The organism is Moraxella sp. K23 (assembly GCF_041154765.1).
GTDB classification, from domain to species: Bacteria; Pseudomonadota; Gammaproteobacteria; order Pseudomonadales; family Moraxellaceae; genus Faucicola; species Faucicola tetraodonis.
This window is the reverse complement of record NZ_AP031595.1, coordinates 2,058,748-2,080,291: the sequence shown is the minus strand read 5'-3', so window position 1 is coordinate 2,080,291 and position 21,544 is coordinate 2,058,748. Positions and strand designations below refer to the sequence as shown.

Below are 21,544 nucleotides of genomic sequence, written 5' to 3'. Positions count from 1 at the left end.
ACGCATTTGATAGTCTGCCCAATTCTGGAATAACCCTTAGCTTGCTCGCCAATACACTTTTAGTACGCTATTATCGCGACCTAACTGTAATAACTCGTGCAATAGCGAACGCAGTTTTTTCGTTGTTGTGGCTTCAAGACCACCCCAGATGTGGTCAATTTGGCGAGGATGTTGTTGTAAAAAATCTTGTAGGGTCGTAAAAATCTGCGTATGAGGCAGTTGGTTATCATTCGCCACAATTGGCAATACCGTTGCAGGATACTGGGCTAAAACGTCTTCTAAATAAGCCAAATCTAGCGGGCTTTGCAAAAAGGTAAGTACAATCGGCGGTGTTATCTGCTCGGTCATTGGCGACTGCTCTAACAGTCTGGCTACGGTCGGTAGTGAGGTTTCATCAGCGATTAATAGACTTTGTCCCTGTGGCTGATTAACATCGAGATGGTCGATTTTTTCGGGGAATTCTCGCTCACTGGTAAAAACATCGCCTGTTTTTAACGATTTTACCCAAGTTTCGCCAAGACTGATTTCGCCGTTTTTTTCTCCATGACAATAGATATCTATCCAAGCAAGGTTTTGCGTTTCACCGTTTTCATTCACAGTTTGCCATGCCTTGCGAAGCGTATAATAGCGGTAGGGGCGGGGGTGTTTTTTTAGGTCGGTGTCGGGCAGTTTGACATCAAACAAAAACGCATAACCTGCCGGTAAATCGGATAAATCGCTATCTGTTTGCACTGTCAAACGATACATATGGTGGCTGACCGCTTCAACGCTTTGCAGACAAAATTGACGCTGCTTGATGTCAATGGTTTTTTTACCTTGTTTGCGGTCACTGCGCTGCAATAAGGCGACATATTGGTCGTTAAATTTTTCAAGGGTTTGGGTCGGCTCATTAAATGCCAAAAGCTGATTGTCTAAGTGCGGCTCGTTTTGCGCAAATTGCAAATCCAACAGCAAGCCTTGTTGATAGATTTGGCGTAAGGTCGCATTTTGCAAGGTTTTTTGCTGAACCTTGGTTAAGTTTAGCAAGCCTAACGCCATGTGTTTCATATCATCGCCGTGGTCTTCGTTGATGTGATCGATGATGTCGGCAATTTCGGGGTCATCAAATAAAGTCAGATTTTCTGGGTGCATAGAATGTAATTTTTGTTAAAGGGCGATAAGGAAAGGACTTGGGTTAACAAATCCTTTGTTTAGATTTATGAACCTGATTAAAACTTCGCTGTTAAGCTAACACTGGCTTGTCGCTCTGCGCCCATCCAGCAATTATTGCGGTCATAACAACTACCCACGTAGGTTTTGTCAAACAAGTTACTGACCGTTAAGCCCACATCGAACGTGGGGTTAATTTGATAATTACCAGCCAAATCCACCAAGGTGACGCTTGGCAAAGTATCTGAGTTTTCTCTATCAATCTGCATCCCAGCGATGTGGCGCACACCCACTTGCACCGCGGTTTTGGCGTTGGGTTTCATACTTGCCCACAGTGTGGCGTTGTGCTTGGCAATTTGTTGCGGGGTATTGCCGACCAGTTGCGGATTAAACTCATCCTTGGTGATTTCGGCATCGACATAACCATAGCCGACACCCACATTTAACCAATCATTGAAACGATGATCGGCAGAAATTTCAAAACCTTTTGATGTGGTTTCACCTGTTTGGGTTTGTTTGGTCCAGTCGATGGCAGTGACCTTGTCATTTTTGCGCGTGATATCGTAGGCAGACAGCGTGGCTTTGGTGGCTTTATCCGCTGAGCTGTATTTTATGCCGACTTCAACTTGATTGGCGGTGGTGGGCTTAAATGCTTCACCTGTAATATAGTTGACGCCTAACACGGGTTGAAATGACTGAGCGTAGCTGACATAGGGGGCAAACCTATTGTCAAGTTGATACAGGGCTGACAATCGCCCAGATGTTTGGTTGGCTTCGTTGACGGTGGTTTTTGTATCGCTACCTGTGGCAGTGGTTTTGGTGGTGCTTTTATAGTCATCATGGCGCAACCCTGCGACCACAGTGAGCTTGTTCCATTGCATTTCATCTTGTAGATAAACGCCGAATTGACTTTGCTCAATATCATCAGTTTGTTGATAGCCTGTCAAACTAAGGGCAGTTTTATTAAATAAATCATAATCAGGATCGCTTAAATCGATGATGGGTACGCCATTGTACATGGCGTCTGCGTACTTGGCGGTGCTGTCAGTTTTTTGATAGTCCACACCCAATAATAAATTATGTGAGGTATTATTAGTAATCAGACTATAAGCCAATTGGTTATCGGTTGCCCAGTTGGTCATTTTTTCATCGGTCGTGTAGGCGGTGCGTATAAGCTTGCTGTCTGAGCCTTCTCTTGCTCGATACGAGAATAACTCATGGGGGTTTTTTCGGGGTCAAGGGCGGTTTTGGTAGCGGTGGTGCGGTAAGCATCACTACGAATGACCAAGGTATCTAATGTGGTTTCAGGTGCTTATTCGCTATTGGCTGCAACGTCTGCCAACACTTGACTGGTAAAAACATGGCTGATACCCACCGCTAAACTAGCACGTATTGCTACTGATAAAAAAGATAAACGCATAAGTGACCCCGCCCTAATAAATAATTACAGAAATTTACAGTATGTTAAAAGTAATGAAAATAATAACAATAATTATTCTCATTTGCAATTATATTTAATCCGCTTTTACGAGGTTTTAGGGGAGGTCATATAGATTCTTAATGCTCACCAATCACTGTAATGGCATCTAGACTGGCTTTTTCGCGTTGCAAACCGGTCAGCTCGCTGAGTTCGCCATTTTTCATCATCAACAATCTATCCGCCTTTTCAAAATAGCTGTCATCATGACTGATAATAAACAGCGTTTTGCCCATTTTTTGCAACATGGGAATAATAGTGTGATAAAACACACGGCGATAGGCAGGGTCTTGGTCGGCAGCCCATTCATCAAGCAGTAAAATAGACTTTTCTTCGGCGACAGCAAGCAGCATGGCAAGGCGTTTGCGCTGCCCCTGCGAAAGTTCGGTGGCGCTAAGTTGGTTATCGGTGACGCTGACTTTTTCTTTGATGGCTAAAATATCTAGCCAATTATCGATTAACTCGGCATTGGGCGTATTTTGCGCGCTTCCCATCACAGTGTTAAACAGATAAAAATCGCTATAAATCGCTGAAAATAACTGGCGATAATGGGGGTAATGTTCTGAGGCGACAGGCTGGTTATCGATAAAAATACCGGAATTTTCCGCAAATTTAGGCTGATATAACCCTGTGATGAGCTTGGCAAGTGTGGATTTTCCGCTACCATTGGCGCCAATTAAGAACACCACTTCGCCGCGTTTTAACGTAAAGTTGATATGCTTTAAGCCAAAATTTGCGCTATTGTCATAGTGATAATTTATATTTTTAAAAGTAATGATTTGCCAATTTGGGGTTAAAATTTGGGTATCAAAATCGCGGCTATAGTCGGCAAGCTGTAATGATTGTATTTTTTCCAAGGCAACTTTAGCCGTTTGCACGGTGGGAAATGCCCCAATCGCCATCAGTAAAGGCGACTGGATAAATAATACCGTGAGGGCAAAGGTAGTAGCGGTGGCGGTATCTACCCAGTGATAAATATTGGCTAGGGCATAAATCACCCCAATTACGGCAAACATCATAATATTTGACCAGCTTACGGCTGATAAATGAAAAGTATCTGCTTTGACAATATGGTTGAAATAGTCGCTTGCGTGGCGTTGATAATCATTGGTAAATAGACGTTTGGCACGTTCACGATTTAAGGCAAGTTCTTTTCGTCCATCAATCACCGCTTGATAATCTTGATACAGTGCATCATTGATTTCTCGTAATGTGGCTAAATGGGCATACACATGACCAACGAGTTTACTGCTGATAAAAATGGTCAGCGTAATACACCCCATGACCACAAGCAGCATTGGCAGAGATAAAAACCCCAAATAAACCGCGGTCGCCGTGCAGATAATTACCCCTTGCACCAGCTCAGGCAAGCGTACAAACGCCACAGTAATCGACTGCACATCGGTAGTTAAGCTGGCTAACAGCTTGGCACTACCGATTTTTTCGATTTGGGCGATTGAAGTATCTAAGATACGTTTTATCAGTTGCGAACGTAATTCAAACACAAAGCGATGCCCTAACTTAGTCAAGGCAAGCTGTGACATAAACGTTGTCGCTAATAAACCCATAATCGCTACCAAAAATACCGCTAATATCTGCCAACTGCCTAAGAGGGGATTATCAGTGCCGACTGCTGCGATTAAAAAACGGTTAATAAAGGCGATAATAGCGACATTCACCAAGGCATTAAGCAGATTGAGCAAGATGACTTTGATAAAGGCAAAGCGGTGCTGTTGCCAGATAAGGGTCATAAGGGGCATGGTAGTGGGGAACATGTCTTTCCTGTTTAGCTTTTATTTTTTAGGCAGTCTCAAATAAAAATCGGACAAAGCAAGCTTCATCCGATGGCAAACGTTAACAATGGGTAAAATTAAAAATCAAAGGTCGCTGACAGCTTCAATGTGCGTGGCTCACCTAAGGTAAGATAGCCTGCACCGTTGTCACCTGCGGTATTTTCATAACCGCCTACCGATGACCAGTAGTCTTTATCGGTGACGTTAGCAATCACCCCTTTGAGCGTGACTGCTTTACCAGCAAGTTGGGTTTTATATCTTGCACCCAAATCCACAGTGGTATAGCCATCGACTCTTAGGGTGTTGGCATCATTGGCGTAACGTTTGCCGGTATGAATGACATCGCCTGTTAAGGTTAAGCCATCTACTTGTGGTAAGTCATATTCTAGCCCTAGATTCAACAGGTTTTTTGCCGCACCGATAACTTGCTTCCCTTCAGTGGCATCGCTACCGGTGTCTTTTTGCTCGGTATCAAGGAAAGTCACGCCGCCTAGCACTCGCATATTGGCGGTGGGTTGTCCATATACATTGAGTTCAACGCCTTTATGTTGGTTTTTGCCATGTGCTTCAAAGGTAGTATCAACGGTAGTATAACGCGGCTTGTTGGTTTGAAAAGCGGTGAGACCTGCACCGATAACGCCGCGGTCGTATTTCACGCCGATTTCGCTTTGTTTGGTGACGTACGGTGACATGGCTTGACCTGCATTGGTCAGCTCAGTTGTTACGCCATCAATGGTGGTGGTGAATGGGGCAGTTTCGCCTTTGCTGAGGCTTTGCATATAGTTGGCAAAGACCGACCATTCATCGCTAGGGCGATATAATAGGGCAAACGCAGGCGTGGTTTTACTTTCTTTATATTTGCCATTACTGGCTTGGGTAGTGGGGTCAAAACTTTCATCTTCAATGGTTTGGTGTCTTGCCCCAAGGTCACTTGAAGTTTATCATCCATAAAGGCTAGGGTGTCTGCCAATGCCACACTGGTGAGCGTGGTTTCGCCTGTCTTGGTAGGATGGTCGATATCGCCACCTGCTAGCGCCGCCGCTGACCAGCTGGGTTTGGCGTACGAGGTTGGGTGATATAAATTGGTCGTCAGCGTGTTTTGCCAATCAAATTGATAAGGTGCTTTTATCTGTGCTTTATAGATATTGCCAGACACTACCCAGTTATGGTTGATTTTGCCTGAGGTCAGTTTGCCACGGATACCGATTTCGCCTGTGTTAATGTCATCCTCACGGGCATTGTCAAAGCGGTAGGTGGTGCCATCGCCATTTAAATTGGTGACCGTCAAGTTAGCGAGCGAGTTCTCTTCTTCGCCATGACGAAAGCCATACGCGCCATACGCAGTCAAATTTGGGCTAAGGTCATATTCAGCCCGTAATGTGCCAAACACATCTTTTTCATTTGAATAACTCCACGGTTGCGACCAGTTGCTTTTGGCATCAGCGGCATTGGGTACACGGGTCAAACCTGACAAGGTGACATTGGTGCGTGTTTTTTGCAGTTCGTTATTTTGATAGCCCAAATCTGCCGATAACCGCATGTTATCTTGGCGATAATCTAAGCCCAAACCGACCAAACCCAATTTGGCTTTTTCATCATCGACTGCTGTACCGCCGTCTTGATAGGCGACATTGGCACGCACACCGTAGGCTTGATTTGCGCCAAACCGTTGTCCCACGTCTAGGGCAATTTTACCATTTTCGGCATTTTCGCTACTGATAGTGACTTTACGAATCGGCGTTTGAGTGGCACGCTTTGGCAGCAAATTGACTGTGCCCCCTTTATTACTACCCCCAGGCGCCATGCCATTTAGGAAGGTGCTAGCGCCACGTTGTACTTCGACCCGCTCAAATAGCTCGCTTGCGATATATTGACGAGGCATAATGCCGTATAAGCCGTTCATCATGGTATCGTCAGAGTTGGTGACAAATCCGCGAATGAGATAAGCTTCTTGAAAGTTACCAAAGCCACGAGCCACACGCACTGTTGAATCTTTTTTTAGGATATCGCCAACAGAATCTGCTTGTTTATTTAGAATAAAGTCATTGGTATAGGCGGTGGTCGAAAAAGGCGTTTCCATGGTCGATTTATTACCCAACATACCGATACGGCTACCTGTGGCGACTTGCCCACCTTGATAGGCGGGCGGCAAACCAGTTTTTGACGCATCTGCACTTGCAGTCACCACGATTTCATCGAGTAGGGTTTCTGTGGCAGCATCCGTGGTATTTGCTTCTTCTGCCATCGCCGCGGTTGATAATAAGCCAATCGTACTCGCTGCCAAAGCTGAACGAACGGCTAAAGATAATAGGGATAAACGCATATTCAATCACTCAAAAGACAATAGATAAAACATTGTTGCGAATGATAACAATTATTATTTCTATTTACAATAAGTAATGATAGCGTAACCAAAGAAGTTATGTTTTTAATTTTTCATACCTTTCATCAACCATAAAAAATATAAACCGCCTACAATGGAAGCGATTGTGCCAGCAGGTATTTCATAAGGAAAAATCGCATAACGTCCCACCCAATCAGCAATCAACATCAGTCCTGCGCCCAGTAGCGCTGACAAGGCTAATTGGTGGGGTAACTGCACTGCCCCAAGTGTCTTGGCTAAATGCGGCGTCATCAATCCAATAAAGCTTAGCGGTCCAACCGCCAGTGTCGAAACAGTGCTTAACACTGCTACAAGACTAAAAATCAGTATTTCGCTACGTTTTACTGATACGCCCAAACTGCGAGCCATTGTTTCATCTAGGCTAATCACCCTAAGCGGCTTTAGTAGCAAAAAACTGAGCAAAAATAACACTGCACCAATGACCATCAATGCCCACGCTGTCACAGGATAAGCATGATACGTTGTACCCGATAGCCAATTGAGCATCGCTTGTAAGCGAGGGTCGCCTGACAGTTTGATTAAAGTTAACATACCACCCATCAATGCAGAAATCGCCACACCCACGAGCAACAAATAGCTTGAGGATAGCCGACGCGCAAGCCATAAAACCAACAGTAACACCAAACCCGCACCTAACAGTCCGCCCAATAACGGCAATCCCAATGCCCAAACAGAATCGGTTGCCAGTCCCAGTGTGCCTGATATCACTGGACTAAGCACGAACACCAATACCACCCCCAATGCCGCACCTGAACTGATGCCCATCACTTCAGGACTTGCCATCGGATTGCGCGTCAAGTTTTGTAATAGCACCCCTGCGGTAGCCAGCATCAGACCTGTTGCCATTGCCGATAACGTACGCGGCAGGCGAAAATTCTCGATAAAACTTGCCTCGGCATGCCACCCAAAACTGCCCATCGCATCAGGGGAAACACCTAATACACCTACCGTCACAAGCAGCAACAACCCTACCGCAACCGCCCAAAAACCGCCACCAAAATATCGGCGTTTGCCGGCCAACAGGCTAGGGCTTTGTTCGGCAATCATCGGCTGTTTACTTTGTCGAATGACCAACCAAATAATCAACCCGGCACCTAATATTCCTGTGACCGACCCCACAGGCAGCGTTATATTAAGTAATGGTTTGAACCAAGGTGACAGCAGCGTCACAATGTTATTGGTCAGCCACAACAACATCGCCCCAAAGGCAAATCCTGCCAGTAATCGTTGTCCAATCGGGCGAATCGCTACTACATTAACGACACTTGCCGCAGCCAAGCCCACAAAACTTAAAACGCCCACGCGGCTTACCACGCTTGCCGTGACTACTGCAACAAGGGTTACTACCAGCATACGCACGGCAGCCACAGGTACTCCCAAGGCTTTGGCTTGGCGTTCATCAAGGCTCATGATGGTTAAAGGTTTGACCAAAAACAACAAGATGACGGGCAGGACTAGGCTTATTAGCACAAAAAACTGGCTATTTTGCCAACTGGTTTGGGTTAAGTTACCGCTTTCCCATGCCATGACCCCCATAACCCTTTCTGAGAAAAAAATCATCAACAGTGAGGAAATAGCAGAAAACAAAATATTGACCACCAAACCACCCAAAATGAGCACCACAGGATTCATACGGCTGTTGGCAGCAATTGCAAACACCAAGCCCATACTCAGCAATGTCCCAACAAACGCCACCCAAAAGCTACCATATAATCCAAAACTGGGAAAAAACAGCGTCACAATTAATAAAGCCAATTGTGCCCCTGTTCCTACCGCAAGGGTACTATCTGAAGCAAGGGTATTTTTGACCAATTGTTGTAGCAAGACACTGACTACGCCCAGTAATCCGCCGGCAAATATCGCCACTAACATAGTCGGCAAAATTTGTAACTGCGCCACCATTTGCGCTAAGGTTAGCGACTGTGAACGGGCAAATAATAACCCCAATGAATCATGCCAAGTGGTTTTAAGGACTAAAGCCGTGGTCATTAAAACCAGCGACAATAAGCCACTAAAAAGCCAAAGGGCAGGGGCATTCAAGGGTTTGGTAATTCGCTGGTTATCTCGCTGGTTATGTTGTAGCCTAGTTTTATTACCCATTCGCCTTGCCCCCTAACCAATGAGCCTGATTTAATCGCTCGCCAAATACCACCATAGAAGACACGCCGCCATACAGCCAAATCGGCGGTAAGACTGCCATACAGCGGCTATTGTTAGCCGTTGCGCCATAGCCTAGACGCTGCCACAGCAAATTTTTGGCTAATTCTTGACGTAGCATAGGACTAAACGGCTCAACCACTACCAAACAAGTATCATCATCAAGTTTTGCCAAATCACTCAATGCCAGCGAATTAAATCCCCAAAGATTGCCTTTACCCATCTGATCTTCAAGGGTAATCAAATTTAACCCCATCACCTCAAAGGTCGGTCGAAACAGGCTATTGTTGGTATAAATCCGCAAATTATTGCTATCGGCAAACTGCACCACCGCAATTTTTTTGATGTGGGGATACTTTTGGCGAAATGTCGCACCAAGCTCGCCAAGCTGTTTTTTTGACTGGGTTAAAAATTGCTGGGCGCGCTGCGGCTGATGAATAATTTCACCCAGCTGAAGAGTCGGTTCAGCATAATCCTGCCAAGTCGCTACCGCGTTTTTTGACATAAAACTCACCGACTTATGGGGTGTGTTGCCGTAAGCAGGTCTTAGATGGGCATAAAAATCATTATCAATAATCACAATATTGTTAGAAGATGAGGTGAGTTGGGCAAGCCGTTCAAAGTTTGGGGTGAATCGCTCGCCAATATCGATGATATCGCTTGGCAGCGAGGGTGTACCCACCCATTCACGGTAGCTTTTGGTATCGCCTGTGGCAATCGGTGGATAGTCTAGGGCGGTGAGGGTCGAAGCCACCGCCCAATCAGGGGTGATGACTTTGACGCTGTGAGCCTCTGCGGGCGGCGCTTCAAGATTTAAATCCCGCTGAGGCTGGCAAGCTGTCAAAAAAAACCAAACAATCAACAAGCAACAAGCCCTCATCACACCACCGCCACTTTATTTCCGGTGACTGGGTGACTTAATAAATGCAAATTGATACCAAAAATCTGGTCAAGCACTTGCGGTTGCATGGTACTGGCGATATCACCTACATGACAAAGCTTGCCATTTTTTAACGCAATGAACTCATCACAAAACTGTGCCGCAAGATTAATATCATGAATAATAATCACAATTGCCTTGTTTTTCTGCCGTGCCAAATCACGAATGAGACGCAGTATTTCAACTTGATAGACGATATCGAGCGGGGCAAGTGGTTCATCAAGTAGCAAGTAGGGCGTATCTTGGGCGATACACATGGCAAGCCACGCCCTAGCGCGCTCCCCTCCGGATAGCGTTGCCACTGATTGCTCGGCAAACGGCATGACTTGGGTCAGCGACATTGCTTCGCGCACCTTAGTATGGTCTTGTGGTGTAGGCTTTTGTAGCCATTTTTGATAAGGGTATCGCCCTAACATCACCAGTTCGGCAACGGTAAATTGACTGGCATCAGGCAATTTTTGCGGTAAATAGGCGACTTGTTGGGCGAAGGTTTTTGGCGGTAAATCAAAGATTGATTTGTCAGCAAAATCCTGTAATAAAATCTGTCCGCTAGTGGGGGTGGTTTCCCCTGCCAAAGCTTTAATCAATGTCGATTTACCCGAACCGTTATGCCCAATTAAGGCATAGATTTTTCCCTTCTCAATGGTAACATTGATGTTGTTTAAGAGGGTTTTTTGTTGGCGCATGACGGTAAGCGATTGGGTGGTTAGCATGAGTTGACCCGGGTCAAAGTTTTAAAATAGCAAATCATAGCATTGATGATAATAATTATCATTAATTTTTATAAATAAGAATTAATATCATTTAAGATATTGATAACGATTCTCATTCACACTATAATACAGCGATTTCAAAAGTTTCCCTAAACATACAGCGCTATAACTATGTCTATCCAACGTCACGCTAACTTTAGTCCAGCCCATTTCTCAAACGATATTAGCAGCATAGTCGATAAAAAGTCGGGCACGTTGGCACTGATTGGTGTATTGAGCTTACATGGTATCGTAGCGATTAGCTTGGCAAATATGGCAACGCCTGATATCAAACCGCCCAAAGTCACGCCACCGTTAGAAATTAGGTTTATCGCGCCACCACCTGCGCCAACCAAGCCTGAAGAGATGACGGTAACAGCCGAGCAACAACCGATAAAACAACTACCTAAGCCCGTCGAAAAGCCAACAGAAAAGCCCATAGAAAAAATAGCAGAAAAACCAGAAGAAAAGCCGATAGAAAAACCCATCAGCAAGCCTGTTGAGAAAACAGTCGAAAAACCGATTGCTAAGAAACCTGTAGAACAACCGATTAAACCATTACCCGAACCGTCGAAACCAGCTGAAAAAACTATCGTCAAGCCGCCACAGGTTGACCAAAACATTGTCATGGCAAGGCAACTAGCCCTCGCCAATGAGCGAGCCGAACAGGCGCAAAAACAACAATTTGAGCGCCAACAAGCACTCGCCAGACAGCAAGACTTAAAACAACAACAAGAATTGGAACGGCAACAAGAATTGGAACGCCAACAAGCGCTTGCACGGCAAAAAGCGTTGGACAACCAATTAATTGAACAACAAGAGCGCGAGCGCAAACAAGCAGAAATAGATCGTCAAAAAGCGCTAGCTGATGCCAAAGCCAGACAAGCAGATGAAGCTAGGGCGAAAGCCGAAAAGGCAAAACAACAACAAGCCGACAAGGATAAAGAAGCCCAACAAGCGCAAAATAATTCACCTGTGAGCTTTTCGGCAGGGCAAGCAAGTTGGAGGCGGCAACCTAGCTTTAGCTGTCATAGTGAAGACCTGGAAAACGGCGCATTAACAGCGATTATTCGCTATACGGTGGACAAACAAGGCAATCCAACCAGCGTCACCTTAGCCAAATCGACCGGCAATGTCAGAGTCGATAGACAACTGTCTATGCAGGCTAAGAGCGGCAAATTTAACCCCTTTACCAAAAATGGCGTACCGGTGGTGGGTATTGTCAATCTACCGGTTCGCTGTCAATAAAGATGATTGTTAAAAAATCCGTTCTTCATAAAGCTTATCCCCGTACAAATTGCTTTAACCAATATCACTTGCCCATTGTAGATATAAAAAACCCTCTAAATAAGCGATTTAGAGGGTTTTTCTTAGCGGTTTTTTTGCTAGCTGATGAATTAATTGTATTCAATCACAAAATCTTCAGTGGCTACGCGTACTTTTGCCATAGGCGCAATCCAATCACGTGCTGGATCTGAAACACCCACGTATATGATTACGATACTTTTTAGCCCCAATTTCTCTAAACCTAATACCTCGTCAATCAGCTTAGGATCAAAGCCTTCGGCAGGGCAACTATCTACTTTAAGCTCTGCTGCTTGAGCTAACGCAAGTCCCAAGCCAATGTAAGCTTGGCGAGCGATATGTTCAAAGTTTTCGTCTGCGCTTTTTTTAGCCACACTTGCTTTGAGCATGGAAGTATAACTATCAAAACGTCCTCTAGGTAAGCCACGCTCATCTGTGGTCATGTCATACACGGTATCAATTTTTTCGGCGCTATAATCCTGCCAACCTGCAAAAACAAGCACGTGAGAACATTCTTTCATGCACTCAGGATTGAGCGCACCCGCCACTAGCTGCGCCTTGATGGCTTGGTTTTTGACCACGATAACTTTAAAGGGCTGCAATCCCGATGAGGTGGGCGCAAGTCGGGCGGCTTCGATGATTTTGTCGATATTTTCTTGACTCACGCTTTGGTTTGGGTCAAAGGCTTTGACGGCATGGCGCCATTGTAAATTTTCAATCAGTGACATGAAATATTCCTAATCTAGTGATAAAACTATAATGATAATAGTAGAGCGATAAAAGTTATTGTCCGAGCCTTTAAACAAAGCTAAAGAAAGCTCGATGTTACTAATTTTGTCATTGGCTGTTACAACGCTTGAAAGGCTTTCAACTTGCTCAACTAAACGGTAAATGTGCCCAAATGGGTCTTTGACATTTGAGCACGCCGCTTGCAATGGAAATTATGTTAAATTGATTATGCCACTACTTGGGTATGCAGACGTACGTCAACATTGCCACGCACCGCATTGGAATACGGGCAGACTTTGTCCGTCGTTTCCACCAAGTCTTTCGCTTGTTCTTCGCTGACGCCGCTAAGTTCAATATACAAATCGATGTCAAGCGCATAACCGCCTTGGGTATTCATGCCAAGCCCAACCACTGCTGAGGTTTTTGAGCTGACGCCTTCTAGCTTCATACGCTGTGCCACATGAGTCAACGCATTGTCAAAACACGCGGCATAGCCCATGGCAAATAATTTTTCTGGGTTGACGCCTGTGCTATTTTGCTCAGGGGATTGTAAATCAAAGCCCAGTGAACCATCTTCTAGTGCAACGTGACCTGAGCGGCCGCCTGTTGAGGTAGCAGTTGGGGTTTTATAAAAAATTTTCATAAGAGTACCTTTTTTTGAATAATTAACTTGCGTGAATAAATGAAAAAATCGGCGATAGGCGTTATAACATTCGCCACGGTATTTAGGTTTTAATATTTAGTTTGAAAAAATTATATTTTACACAATATAATTTTCAGTGACTAGACGCGGCAATCAAATTCTCACACGCTGTATACAAACTAATAACAAATGATTAAAAATGCTAAATCTAACGATACCCTAACAAGACGCATGATAATAGATAAGACGTAGGCAGATAGCGCTTAATGCTAAAAATTTGTTTAATGATTTTTGGGTAATATATTGTGGGGACACACCTCTGTATGAATCGGGCAGAGTTTTTGCGCCACTTGTTGTAGCAGCTCTATTGCTTCGTCATCTAACTGCATGGCAGCTAACATAGCACTAGGAATGCTAGCGGCTTGAACTTTTAAGGCATCCCCTTTGGCAGTGAGCGATATTTGTACCACCCGTTCGTCTTGGGTGGCACGCTCGCGATGCACGAAGCCTTTGCTTTCAAGACGTTTTAATAAAGGGGTCAGGGTGCCGGTATCAAGGTCTAAAAAATCGCCCAATGTGCCGACAGTTTGTGGACTTTTTTCCCATAGCACCAGCATGACAAGGTACTGTGGGTAGGTCAAATCCAAGGCTTTTAGCAGGGGGCGATAGTGGTTAGTGATACTTTTTGACAGTGAATAAATGGGAAAACATAACTGGTTACTCAGTTTGAGGGCATCAAGGCTCATCGTATTTTTTGGGACTCTAGAGATGAAAGGGTCATTGACCACTATAGGAAAAAACGCATCTTTGTGCAATCATTAACCACAATTAGCGGTCTGTACGGTCAAGCAGTTGATAGCCAATAGTGCATAATGTGACAAAGATAGCGGGTTAAATGACGGCATTTGTTTTTAAATTCATAATCTTGCATAATGGGTTTGGTATAGTAAAAATCAAGGTGGGGATATGCTAATTGAGCCTTGGCACTGGCTAATTTTGGGGTTAGTGCTGATTATTATTGAACTATTCTTGACCAGTTTTGTGAGTTTATCGATTGGTGTGGCGGCGATTGTGGTGGCCGTTTTGTCATGGCTGTTACCGTTTAGCTGGTTTTTTTGGCTGATGGTATGGCTGATGCTGTCGGTGATTTTTACTATCATTGGTTTTAAATTTATCAAGCCGTATATGCAAAATCGTACCACAGCAGGATTGGGTTCGGGGGTTATCATCGGGGAAACAGGCATGATTGTTCAAAGTCCGCAAGCAGATAAATTGGGCAAGATTCGTTTTAGTGTGCCAATTTTTGGGGCGGATGAATGGGTGTGTCGTAGCTACCAAAGCGCACCGCTGGCAGTTGGCGATAGAGCCATTGTCGTAGATGTCATCGGAAATGAGTTGCTTGTAGAGGCCACCAAGCATCAATAAGCATTAGTAAGCATCAATAAAGGAATTGTCATGGAAGCGTTGAGCGGTATTGGTATTTTTTTGGTCGCCTTTGTGCTATTTACCCTGTATAAAGGGGTAAAAATCGTACCACAAGGGTTTAAATGGATTGTACAGCGTTTGGGTAAGTACCATCAGACCTTAGAGCCTGGGTTGAATTTTATCATTCCTTATGTCGATAACGTGGCATATAAAGTAACCACCAAAGACATAGTGCTAGATATTCCATCGCAAGAGGTCATCACCCGTGATAACGTCGTGATTATCGCCAATGCGGTGGCGTATATCAATATCGTGCATCCAGAGCGCGCCGTATATGGTATTGAGAATTATGAGCAAGGTATTCGTAATTTGGTACAAACCTCACTGCGTTCTATCATTGGTGACATGGATTTTGACAGTGCGTTATCATCGCGTGACCAAATCAAAGCCGCGCTAAAAATGTCAATTTCTGATGATATTGCCGATTGGGGAATTACCCTAAAAACCGTGGAAATTCAAGATATTAGCCCATCAACCACCATGCAAATGGCGATGGAAGAACAGGCAGCTGCGGAGCGTCAACGCCGTGCTACGGTGACCAAAGCGGATGGGCAACGCCAAGCGGCGATTGCAGAAGCTGATGGACGTCTTGAGGCGTCACGGCGTGATGCCGAAGCGCAAGTGGTGCTGGCGCGAGGCAGTGAGCAATCAATTCGCTTGATTAGTGAAGCGGTGGGCGAGCGCGAGATTCCGCTGCTATATCTACTAGGTGAGCAGTACATCAAAGCCATGACTGATATGTCAAAATCACCGAATGCCAAAACCGTGGTACTGCCTGCTGATATCTTAAATACGGTGCGCGGTATGATGGGGGAAGTGGGCGATAAAATCCACCGTCCTTAAATTTGGCATCACTACCTGCTGATTAAAACGCTGACTAAAACCGCATCACCTTGCGGTTTTTTATTCGCCAAAATTGGGTAATCATAAAATTTTAGGATATACAATATGCGTGAAATGAAAAATTTACTATTGGTATTACATACCCCATCAGATAATACCCAGCGATTAGCAGAAGTTGCAAAATCCGCCACACAGCTAGCGGATATTGATAACGTCACTGTGATGGTTAAAACACCGTTACAAACCCAAGTGGAAGATGTGTTAAAAGCGGATGCCATTATCATTGGCACAACCGAAAATTTTGGTTATATGGCGGGGCTGACCAAGGATTTTTTTGAGCGAATTTATTACCCTGTGCTTGAGCAAAAACAAGGACTGCCTGTGGCATGTTATATCCGTGCAGGGCTCGACGGTACAGGTAGCAAACGCGCGGTAGAGAGTATCATTACGGGATTGCGTTGGCGCTGGATACAACCGCCTTTAGTATTAAAAGGTGAATGGTCAAGTGCGTTTGATGAGCAAGTCGCTGAGCTTACCATGGCAGTCTGTGCAGGTTTATCATTGAATATTTTATGACCGCTTTAACATGATTTCCGAGTAAATTACTCAAGTTTTTTTCCGCGTGATTAGCAAATTTGTTATAATATCAACAATTTCACATTGTATGACACGCTGTAAGGATAGTTATGACCCGTAAGCCTGAACTTTTATGCCCTGCTGGCACTTTTCGTAATATGCAATATGCGTTTGCCTATGGCGCAGATGCCGTATATGCGGGACAAGCACGCTATAGCTTGCGGGTGCGCAATAATGATTTTGATGAGGAAAATCTTGCCAAAGGAATTGCCTACGCCCATTCACTCGGCAAGCAGTTTTATGTCGTGGTCAATATCCAAGCGCATAATGCCAAACTTAAAACCTTTATCGAAGACATCCGCCCTGTGATTGAGATGAAACCCGATGCGCTGATTATGTCAGATGCTGGGATGATTATGATGGTGCGTGAAGCCTTTCCAGAGCAAGTGATTCACCTATCGGTGCAGGCGAATGCGGTAAACTGGGCAACGGTCAAGTTTTGGAAACAAATGGGCGTCAGCCGCGTGATTTTGAGTCGCGAGTTGTCACTCAAAGAAATCGAGCAAATCATCGCTGAAGTGCCTGATATGGAAATTGAGGTATTTGTGCATGGGGCACTTTGTATGGCGTATTCGGGTCGTTGCTTGCTGTCTGGCTATATCAATAAACGCGATGCCAACCAAGGCACTTGTACCAATGCCTGTCGCTGGTCATACAACACCTATAAAGCAGAAGAAAACGAAACGGGCGATATCGTGCCTACACAATCTACTACCCAACCTATCAATAGCCCCGAAGTTTTTGTGCCTACTCAAACCACGCAAGAAGATGCCATTCAAACTATCAATCTAAATGGTGATGTGGTGATGGGCGATGACTATGTACAGCAGCCATCGGATGAAGTGGTACTGATTGAAGAACAAGGTCGCCCAGGCGAATTGATGGCGATGTTTGAAGATGAACATGGCACTTATATTATGAATTCTAAAGACTTACGTGCCGTTGAGCTAGTGCCTGAGCTAACCCATATGGGGGTGCACTCACTCAAAATCGAAGGCCGTACCAAGTCGCATTATTACGTGGCACGCACCGCGCAAGTGTACCGTCAAGCGATTGATGATGCCGCCGCTGGTAAGCCATTTGATACCGGCTTAATCACCGCACTCGATGGGCTCGCTAATCGCGGCTATACCGAAGGCTTTTTACGTCGCCACGTGCATAGTGATTACCAAAACTATGAATATGGGTCATCAAAAACCGATCATCAGCAGTTTGTTGCCGAGATTAGCGACATTACCCCAACGCGCTTAACCTTAATAATTAAGAATAAATTGATGGTGGGTGATACCATAGAAATCATGACACCACAGGGTAATTTGAGCTACCCCCTCAAAGAAATGTGGAATAAACAAGGTGAGCCGATTGATGGCGCTTTAGGCTCTGGCTGGGTGTGTCAAATCGCCAATCCGTTTAAAGAGATGCAGGATGATGTATTGCAATTTGCGTTAATCATGAAAAGCGTCAGTGAGCCAATTTTCACCTAAGGTGTTGTCGCGGTATCAGGCAGGAATTGTGGATGCAAGATGACAGTGGATGGTACATGAGGTATGGCGCCTAAGTGCGGTGTCAATCGTTAATCGCTAAAGGTGTTAATCGCTAAAGGTAAAAACAGACTACAAGACATGGCATTAAAAATCACTTCCGACTGTATCAATTGCGACATTTGTGAGCCTGAATGCCCAAATGAAGCCATTAGCTACGACAATAAAGTACAAAAGACCTACGTCATCAATCCTGACTTGTGCACCGAATGCATCGGGTTCTATGATGAGCCAACCTGCGATAAAGTCTGTCCGATTGACTGCATCATCAAAGACGATGAGCGCCCTGAATCGCCCGAACAACTGCTTGCAAAATATAAGCAAATTTGGCAAAAATAATACTAACAAAAAGTTGCGGTAAATGTTGCCAAAACATTTTACTATAAGTTAATCAATTTTTTTTGAAGTGATTACTGGCATTTTTTATCAAAAAACAACAATCTAAGTGACATTTAAATAAAGTGACATTCATGTTTAAAAAAAATAACAAAGCGACTGACCCTCAAGCACACCAATCAAAGCGCTCAGCACAGCCTGGCAAACAAAAAAATACAGCTAAAAAGCGTCACGTTATCGCGAAATTCATTGGTGTCGGTGTGACAGCCACAGCGGCAACGGGCGTAACTGCTGTCCTAGGCAGTTACGGCGCATGGCAATATGCCAAGCAGCAATATAAGGCGCGCCGTTTGTATACCCCTGCATTTAGTGGGGTTGTGACCAATCAGCATTTTAAAGGCAAGGTGCACAAGGTTGGTGAGTATTTGACCTTTGTCACCGATGGTGCTACCTATGCGCTCAATGACCCATTATTGCGTATCCAATCACTGTATCAGTCCAATAAAACGCCTACTGACAATCAAGCCAGTCATCAAACCAAGCTTATGGATCAGGTGCATTGTGATGACGTCACTATTGTTGCGGAGCTCAGTGAAAAAGGACATTATGGCTATTTAGGGCATTTGGATTATCAGTTAACCGTGGTCGACACCGCAGATGATGCCATGAATTTTTAATGGCGTTTTTTTGATAGAGTATAGTATAGGATTCGTGACATACGAATAATTGTAACCACCCAAGTTGAACCATCATCAAAGGAGCTGAAGATGACAACAAAATTTATCCCAAAACCCTATCGTATCGAGCGCAATGACTGCCAAGCCATGCTGATTGATATACAAGAAAAACTTGCGCCCCATATTGCCGAACATCGAAAATTACTCAAGAAAACAGCGATTTTGATTCAAGGTCTACAAGCGCTCAATATTCCCATTATGGTTAATGAGCAATATCCCAAAGGACTGGGGTCTACCTTACCAGAGTTGACGCAGTTACTATCTGAAAAAAATACGCCAGTGTTTGAAAAAACAACCTTTAGTGCCTGTGATACGCCAACCTCTTGGCATCATATCGCCCAGCAAAATCGCAACAATGTGATTTTATTTGGCACAGAAACCCATGTCTGTGTCATGCAGACGGCGTTAGACTTACTCGATAACGGTATGCAGCCCATCATTATCACCGATGCGGTAGGCTCGCGAGACCTGTATGACCGTAAAATTGCGATTCGTCGTATGCGCCGCGCCGGTGCGGTCGTCACCACCACCGAAGCGATTTTATTCGAGCTGTGTCGTAGCTCAGAAGACCCCGCGTTTAAAACGATTTCAGCGCTAGTCAAGTAAATATGACTCAGACCATGCAGGATTAAGAGGTATTTGATGCAACCACTTATTGATTATCTGTTGGCATTGGATGCCTTAAAATCAGTTAACCGCCGCAACTATACCACCCAACTGTCTAAAGACGCGCCACGCCGTCTTGAAAATTCTGCCGAGCATTCATGGCATTTGGCGATGGCGTGTTGGGCAGTCGCGCAGCATTTCAAACTGGATGTCAATCATGAAAAACTGCTCAAACTGGCACTGATTCATGACTTGGGTGAAATCGAGGCGGGGGACACGTTCTTATACGCTGATAAACGCTCGCAGGCGCATATTGATGAGCGAATAGGCGTTGAAAAATTGGCAGCGATGATGGGCAACCCCGTTTCAGAATTGTTAACACTGTGGGATGAGCAAGAAACAGGTCATAGTGCTGAAAGCAAACTGCTTAAAGTAGTGGATAGGCTATTGCCCTTTATGCTCAATATGGTGACAGATGGCGGTGCGTGGACAGATCATCAGGTCAAGCGCTCCCAAGTCGAAGCCGCCCAAGCATTTATCAGACAGGATTTTCCCGAGATTCACGACTGGATAACCGAGCAAATTGCCATTGCGGTACAACAGGGTTGGTTGATTGAAGATTAAACATAAAAAAACGTGCGACATAGGCACGTTTTTTAACTCGCTATTTTTAAAATCACTAACAGTTAAACAATCTCTGGCGATTGGTTATTATCAATAACCGCCTCATTGACTGTGACGGTTTTGCCGGGTGTCATCGAGGGTAATTCATACATGGTATCGAGCAGGGCATTTTCAATAATGGAGCGTAGGCCACGCGCGCCGGTACGACGCTTTAAGGCTTGTTTGGCAATCGCAACTAGCGCATCATCGGTAAACGATAACGTCGCATTTTCCATCTCAAACAAGTATTCGTATTGTTTGACCAGCGCATTTTTTGGCTCGGTTAAGATTTGTACCAATGCTTCTTCGTCCAGTTCTTCCAGTGTCGCGACCACAGGCAGACGACCAATTAACTCTGGAATCAGACCAAATTTAATCAAATCTTCTGGCTCGACTTGCTTGAACAATTCACCGGTTTTTTTGCCGCTGTCTTTGGCTTTTACCTCAGCGTTAAAACCGATACCGGTTTTTTCGGTACGCTGTTGAATGACATTGTCGAGACCGGCAAACGCACCACCACAAATCACCAAGATATTACTGGTATCGACCTGAATCATCTCTTGGTTTGGGTGCTTACGACCACCTTGCGGTGGAATATTGGCAACCGTTCCTTCAATCAGTTTTAACAGCGCTTGCTGTACGCCTTCACCCGACACATCACGGGTAATCGAAGGGTTTTCGCTTTTACGGCTGATTTTATCAATTTCATCGATATAGATAATGCCTTTTTGCGCTCTCTCGACATCAAACTCTGCCGCTTGTAACAGTTTTTGTACGATGTTTTCCACGTCTTCACCGACATAACCCGCTTCGGTCAAGGTAGTGGCATCGGCGAGCGCAAATGGGACATCAAGTAGGCGGGCAAGGGTCTGCGCCAGTAAGGTTTTGCCAGAGCCCGTTGGACCAATCAGCAAAATATTACTTTTTGATAGCTCAACCATCGCATCATCGGCGCCAAGTGTCGTCAACGCTTTATCTTCACTCAGTTTTTCACTGACCTTTAAGCGTTTGTAGTGATTGTAAACGGCGACTGCCAAAGTTTTTTTGGCTTTATCTTGACCGATGACATACTCATCTAAGTGGCTGCGAATTTCTTTGGGCGTTGGCAATTTGCGCGCTGCCCAGTTTTCACGCTCATTGGTATCACTATCATCACTGCCCGATGACTTGGATTCGGCGATTAAATCATCGCACAGTTCAATACACTCATTACAGATATTGGCGTCTTGACCTGCAATTAGCTTTTTGACTTCGTGTTTGGCTTTACCACAAAACGAGCAGTGTGGCTCAATGTCATTTTTTGACATAAAAAAACGCTCCTAAAATTATGCTTTTCTTAATTGCTTTG

General features: G+C 44.7%; 21 protein-coding genes and 1 pseudogene. 9 read left to right on the top strand and 13 right to left on the bottom strand.

From position 1 onward, the window contains the following. Positions 1-36: 36 nt before the first annotated feature. The 9 genes and pseudogenes from ACAM37_RS09195 to ACAM37_RS09155 form a co-directional block, all read right to left on the bottom strand. Positions 37-1,131 carry a siderophore-interacting protein gene (locus ACAM37_RS09195; RefSeq protein WP_369626060.1) on the bottom strand — a complete coding sequence of 365 codons (1,095 nt, stop codon included), beginning with the start codon at positions 1,129-1,131 and terminating at the stop codon, positions 37-39. 77 nt (positions 1,132-1,208) lie between these two features. Continuing rightward, complete coding sequence (locus ACAM37_RS09190) at positions 1,209-2,291, bottom strand: TonB-dependent siderophore receptor (RefSeq protein WP_369626059.1); 1,083 nt, start codon at positions 2,289-2,291, stop codon at positions 1,209-1,211. After that, positions 2,288-2,437, bottom strand: coding sequence for a hypothetical protein (locus ACAM37_RS09185; RefSeq protein WP_369626058.1), 150 nt, complete (start codon positions 2,435-2,437; stop codon positions 2,288-2,290). The genes ACAM37_RS09190 and ACAM37_RS09185 overlap by 4 nt, the downstream gene beginning before the upstream one ends. Positions 2,438-2,706: 269 nt before the next feature. Beyond that, positions 2,707-4,401 carry a multidrug ABC transporter permease/ATP-binding protein gene (locus tag ACAM37_RS09180; protein WP_369626057.1) on the bottom strand — a complete coding sequence of 565 codons (1,695 nt, stop codon included), beginning with the start codon at positions 4,399-4,401 and terminating at the stop codon, positions 2,707-2,709. Between the two features lie 95 nt (positions 4,402-4,496). Beyond that, positions 4,497-5,324, bottom strand: coding sequence for a TonB-dependent receptor (locus tag ACAM37_RS09175; RefSeq protein ID WP_369626856.1), 828 nt, complete (start codon positions 5,322-5,324; stop codon positions 4,497-4,499). A gap of 944 nt (positions 5,325-6,268) precedes the next feature. Then, positions 6,269-6,499: pseudogene (locus ACAM37_RS09170) on the bottom strand (TonB-dependent receptor plug domain-containing protein); the annotation flags it as partial. Between the two features lie 348 nt (positions 6,500-6,847). After that, positions 6,848-8,923 (bottom strand): Fe(3+)-hydroxamate ABC transporter permease FhuB, encoded by a 2,076-nt coding sequence (gene fhuB, locus ACAM37_RS09165; protein WP_369626056.1) that lies wholly within the window; start codon positions 8,921-8,923, stop codon positions 6,848-6,850. Then, positions 8,916-9,845 carry an ABC transporter substrate-binding protein gene (locus ACAM37_RS09160; protein WP_286190399.1) on the bottom strand — a complete coding sequence of 310 codons (930 nt, stop codon included), beginning with the start codon at positions 9,843-9,845 and terminating at the stop codon, positions 8,916-8,918. Before ACAM37_RS09160 ends, fhuB begins: the two co-directional genes overlap by 8 nt. A 14-nt stretch (positions 9,846-9,859) precedes the next feature. Further along, positions 9,860-10,633, bottom strand: coding sequence for an ABC transporter ATP-binding protein (locus ACAM37_RS09155; RefSeq protein ID WP_369626055.1), 774 nt, complete (start codon positions 10,631-10,633; stop codon positions 9,860-9,862). 171 nt (positions 10,634-10,804) lie between these two features. Here ACAM37_RS09155 and ACAM37_RS09150 point away from each other — a divergent pair, with 171 nt between their 5' ends. After that, the gene (locus ACAM37_RS09150; RefSeq protein ID WP_203171358.1) at positions 10,805-11,920 is read left to right on the top strand and encodes a TonB family protein; all 1,116 of its coding nucleotides are present in this window, start codon (positions 10,805-10,807) and stop codon (positions 11,918-11,920) included. A gap of 149 nt (positions 11,921-12,069) precedes the next feature. On the opposite strand, the gene ACAM37_RS09145 is transcribed toward ACAM37_RS09150, so the two are convergent. From ACAM37_RS09145 to ACAM37_RS09135, 3 genes are all read right to left on the bottom strand, one after another. Further along, complete coding sequence (locus tag ACAM37_RS09145) at positions 12,070-12,705, bottom strand: NAD(P)H-dependent oxidoreductase (protein ID WP_369626054.1); 636 nt, start codon at positions 12,703-12,705, stop codon at positions 12,070-12,072. Positions 12,706-12,932: 227 nt separating this feature from the next. After that, the gene (locus tag ACAM37_RS09140; protein WP_007117263.1) at positions 12,933-13,349 is read right to left on the bottom strand and encodes an Ohr family peroxiredoxin; all 417 of its coding nucleotides are present in this window, start codon (positions 13,347-13,349) and stop codon (positions 12,933-12,935) included. 281 nt (positions 13,350-13,630) lie between these two features. Beyond that, a complete protein-coding gene (locus ACAM37_RS09135; RefSeq protein ID WP_369626053.1) occupies positions 13,631-14,095 on the bottom strand; it encodes a MarR family winged helix-turn-helix transcriptional regulator in 465 nt (154 codons plus the stop codon). Positions 14,096-14,315: 220 nt separating this feature from the next. Here ACAM37_RS09135 and ACAM37_RS09130 point away from each other — a divergent pair, with 220 nt between their 5' ends. The 8 genes from ACAM37_RS09130 (at position 14,316) to ACAM37_RS09095 (ending at position 20,157) form a co-directional block, all read left to right on the top strand. Continuing rightward, on the top strand, positions 14,316-14,774 hold the full coding sequence (locus ACAM37_RS09130) for an NfeD family protein (RefSeq protein WP_369626052.1): 459 nt from the start codon (positions 14,316-14,318) through the stop codon (positions 14,772-14,774). A 30-nt stretch (positions 14,775-14,804) separates the two neighbouring features. Then, positions 14,805-15,677, top strand: a complete 873-nt coding sequence (locus ACAM37_RS09125) for an SPFH domain-containing protein (RefSeq protein WP_076774999.1) — start codon at positions 14,805-14,807, stop codon at positions 15,675-15,677. 105 nt (positions 15,678-15,782) lie between these two features. Further along, on the top strand, positions 15,783-16,253 hold the full coding sequence (locus ACAM37_RS09120; RefSeq protein ID WP_369626051.1) for a flavodoxin family protein: 471 nt from the start codon (positions 15,783-15,785) through the stop codon (positions 16,251-16,253). 110 nt (positions 16,254-16,363) lie between these two features. Next, positions 16,364-17,797: a prephenate-dependent tRNA uridine(34) hydroxylase TrhP gene (gene trhP, locus ACAM37_RS09115; protein WP_062332665.1), complete on the top strand. Its 1,434-nt coding sequence runs from the start codon at positions 16,364-16,366 to the stop codon at positions 17,795-17,797. Between the two features lie 138 nt (positions 17,798-17,935). Continuing rightward, entirely contained in the window at positions 17,936-18,193 is a 258-nt protein-coding gene (locus tag ACAM37_RS09110) for a YfhL family 4Fe-4S dicluster ferredoxin (RefSeq protein ID WP_007117256.1), read from the top strand. A 131-nt stretch (positions 18,194-18,324) separates the two neighbouring features. Further along, a complete protein-coding gene (locus ACAM37_RS09105) occupies positions 18,325-18,867 on the top strand; it encodes a hypothetical protein (protein ID WP_369626050.1) in 543 nt (180 codons plus the stop codon). A gap of 90 nt (positions 18,868-18,957) precedes the next feature. After that, a complete protein-coding gene (locus tag ACAM37_RS09100) occupies positions 18,958-19,533 on the top strand; it encodes a hydrolase (RefSeq protein ID WP_160002596.1) in 576 nt (191 codons plus the stop codon). Positions 19,534-19,569: 36 nt separating this feature from the next. Continuing rightward, positions 19,570-20,157 (top strand): HD domain-containing protein, encoded by a 588-nt coding sequence (locus ACAM37_RS09095; RefSeq protein WP_369626049.1) that lies wholly within the window; start codon positions 19,570-19,572, stop codon positions 20,155-20,157. 62 nt (positions 20,158-20,219) lie between these two features. On the opposite strand, the gene clpX is transcribed toward ACAM37_RS09095, so the two are convergent. Further along, positions 20,220-21,503 (bottom strand): ATP-dependent protease ATP-binding subunit ClpX, encoded by a 1,284-nt coding sequence (clpX, locus tag ACAM37_RS09090; RefSeq protein WP_369626048.1) that lies wholly within the window; start codon positions 21,501-21,503, stop codon positions 20,220-20,222. Positions 21,504-21,544: the final 41 nt, after the last annotated feature.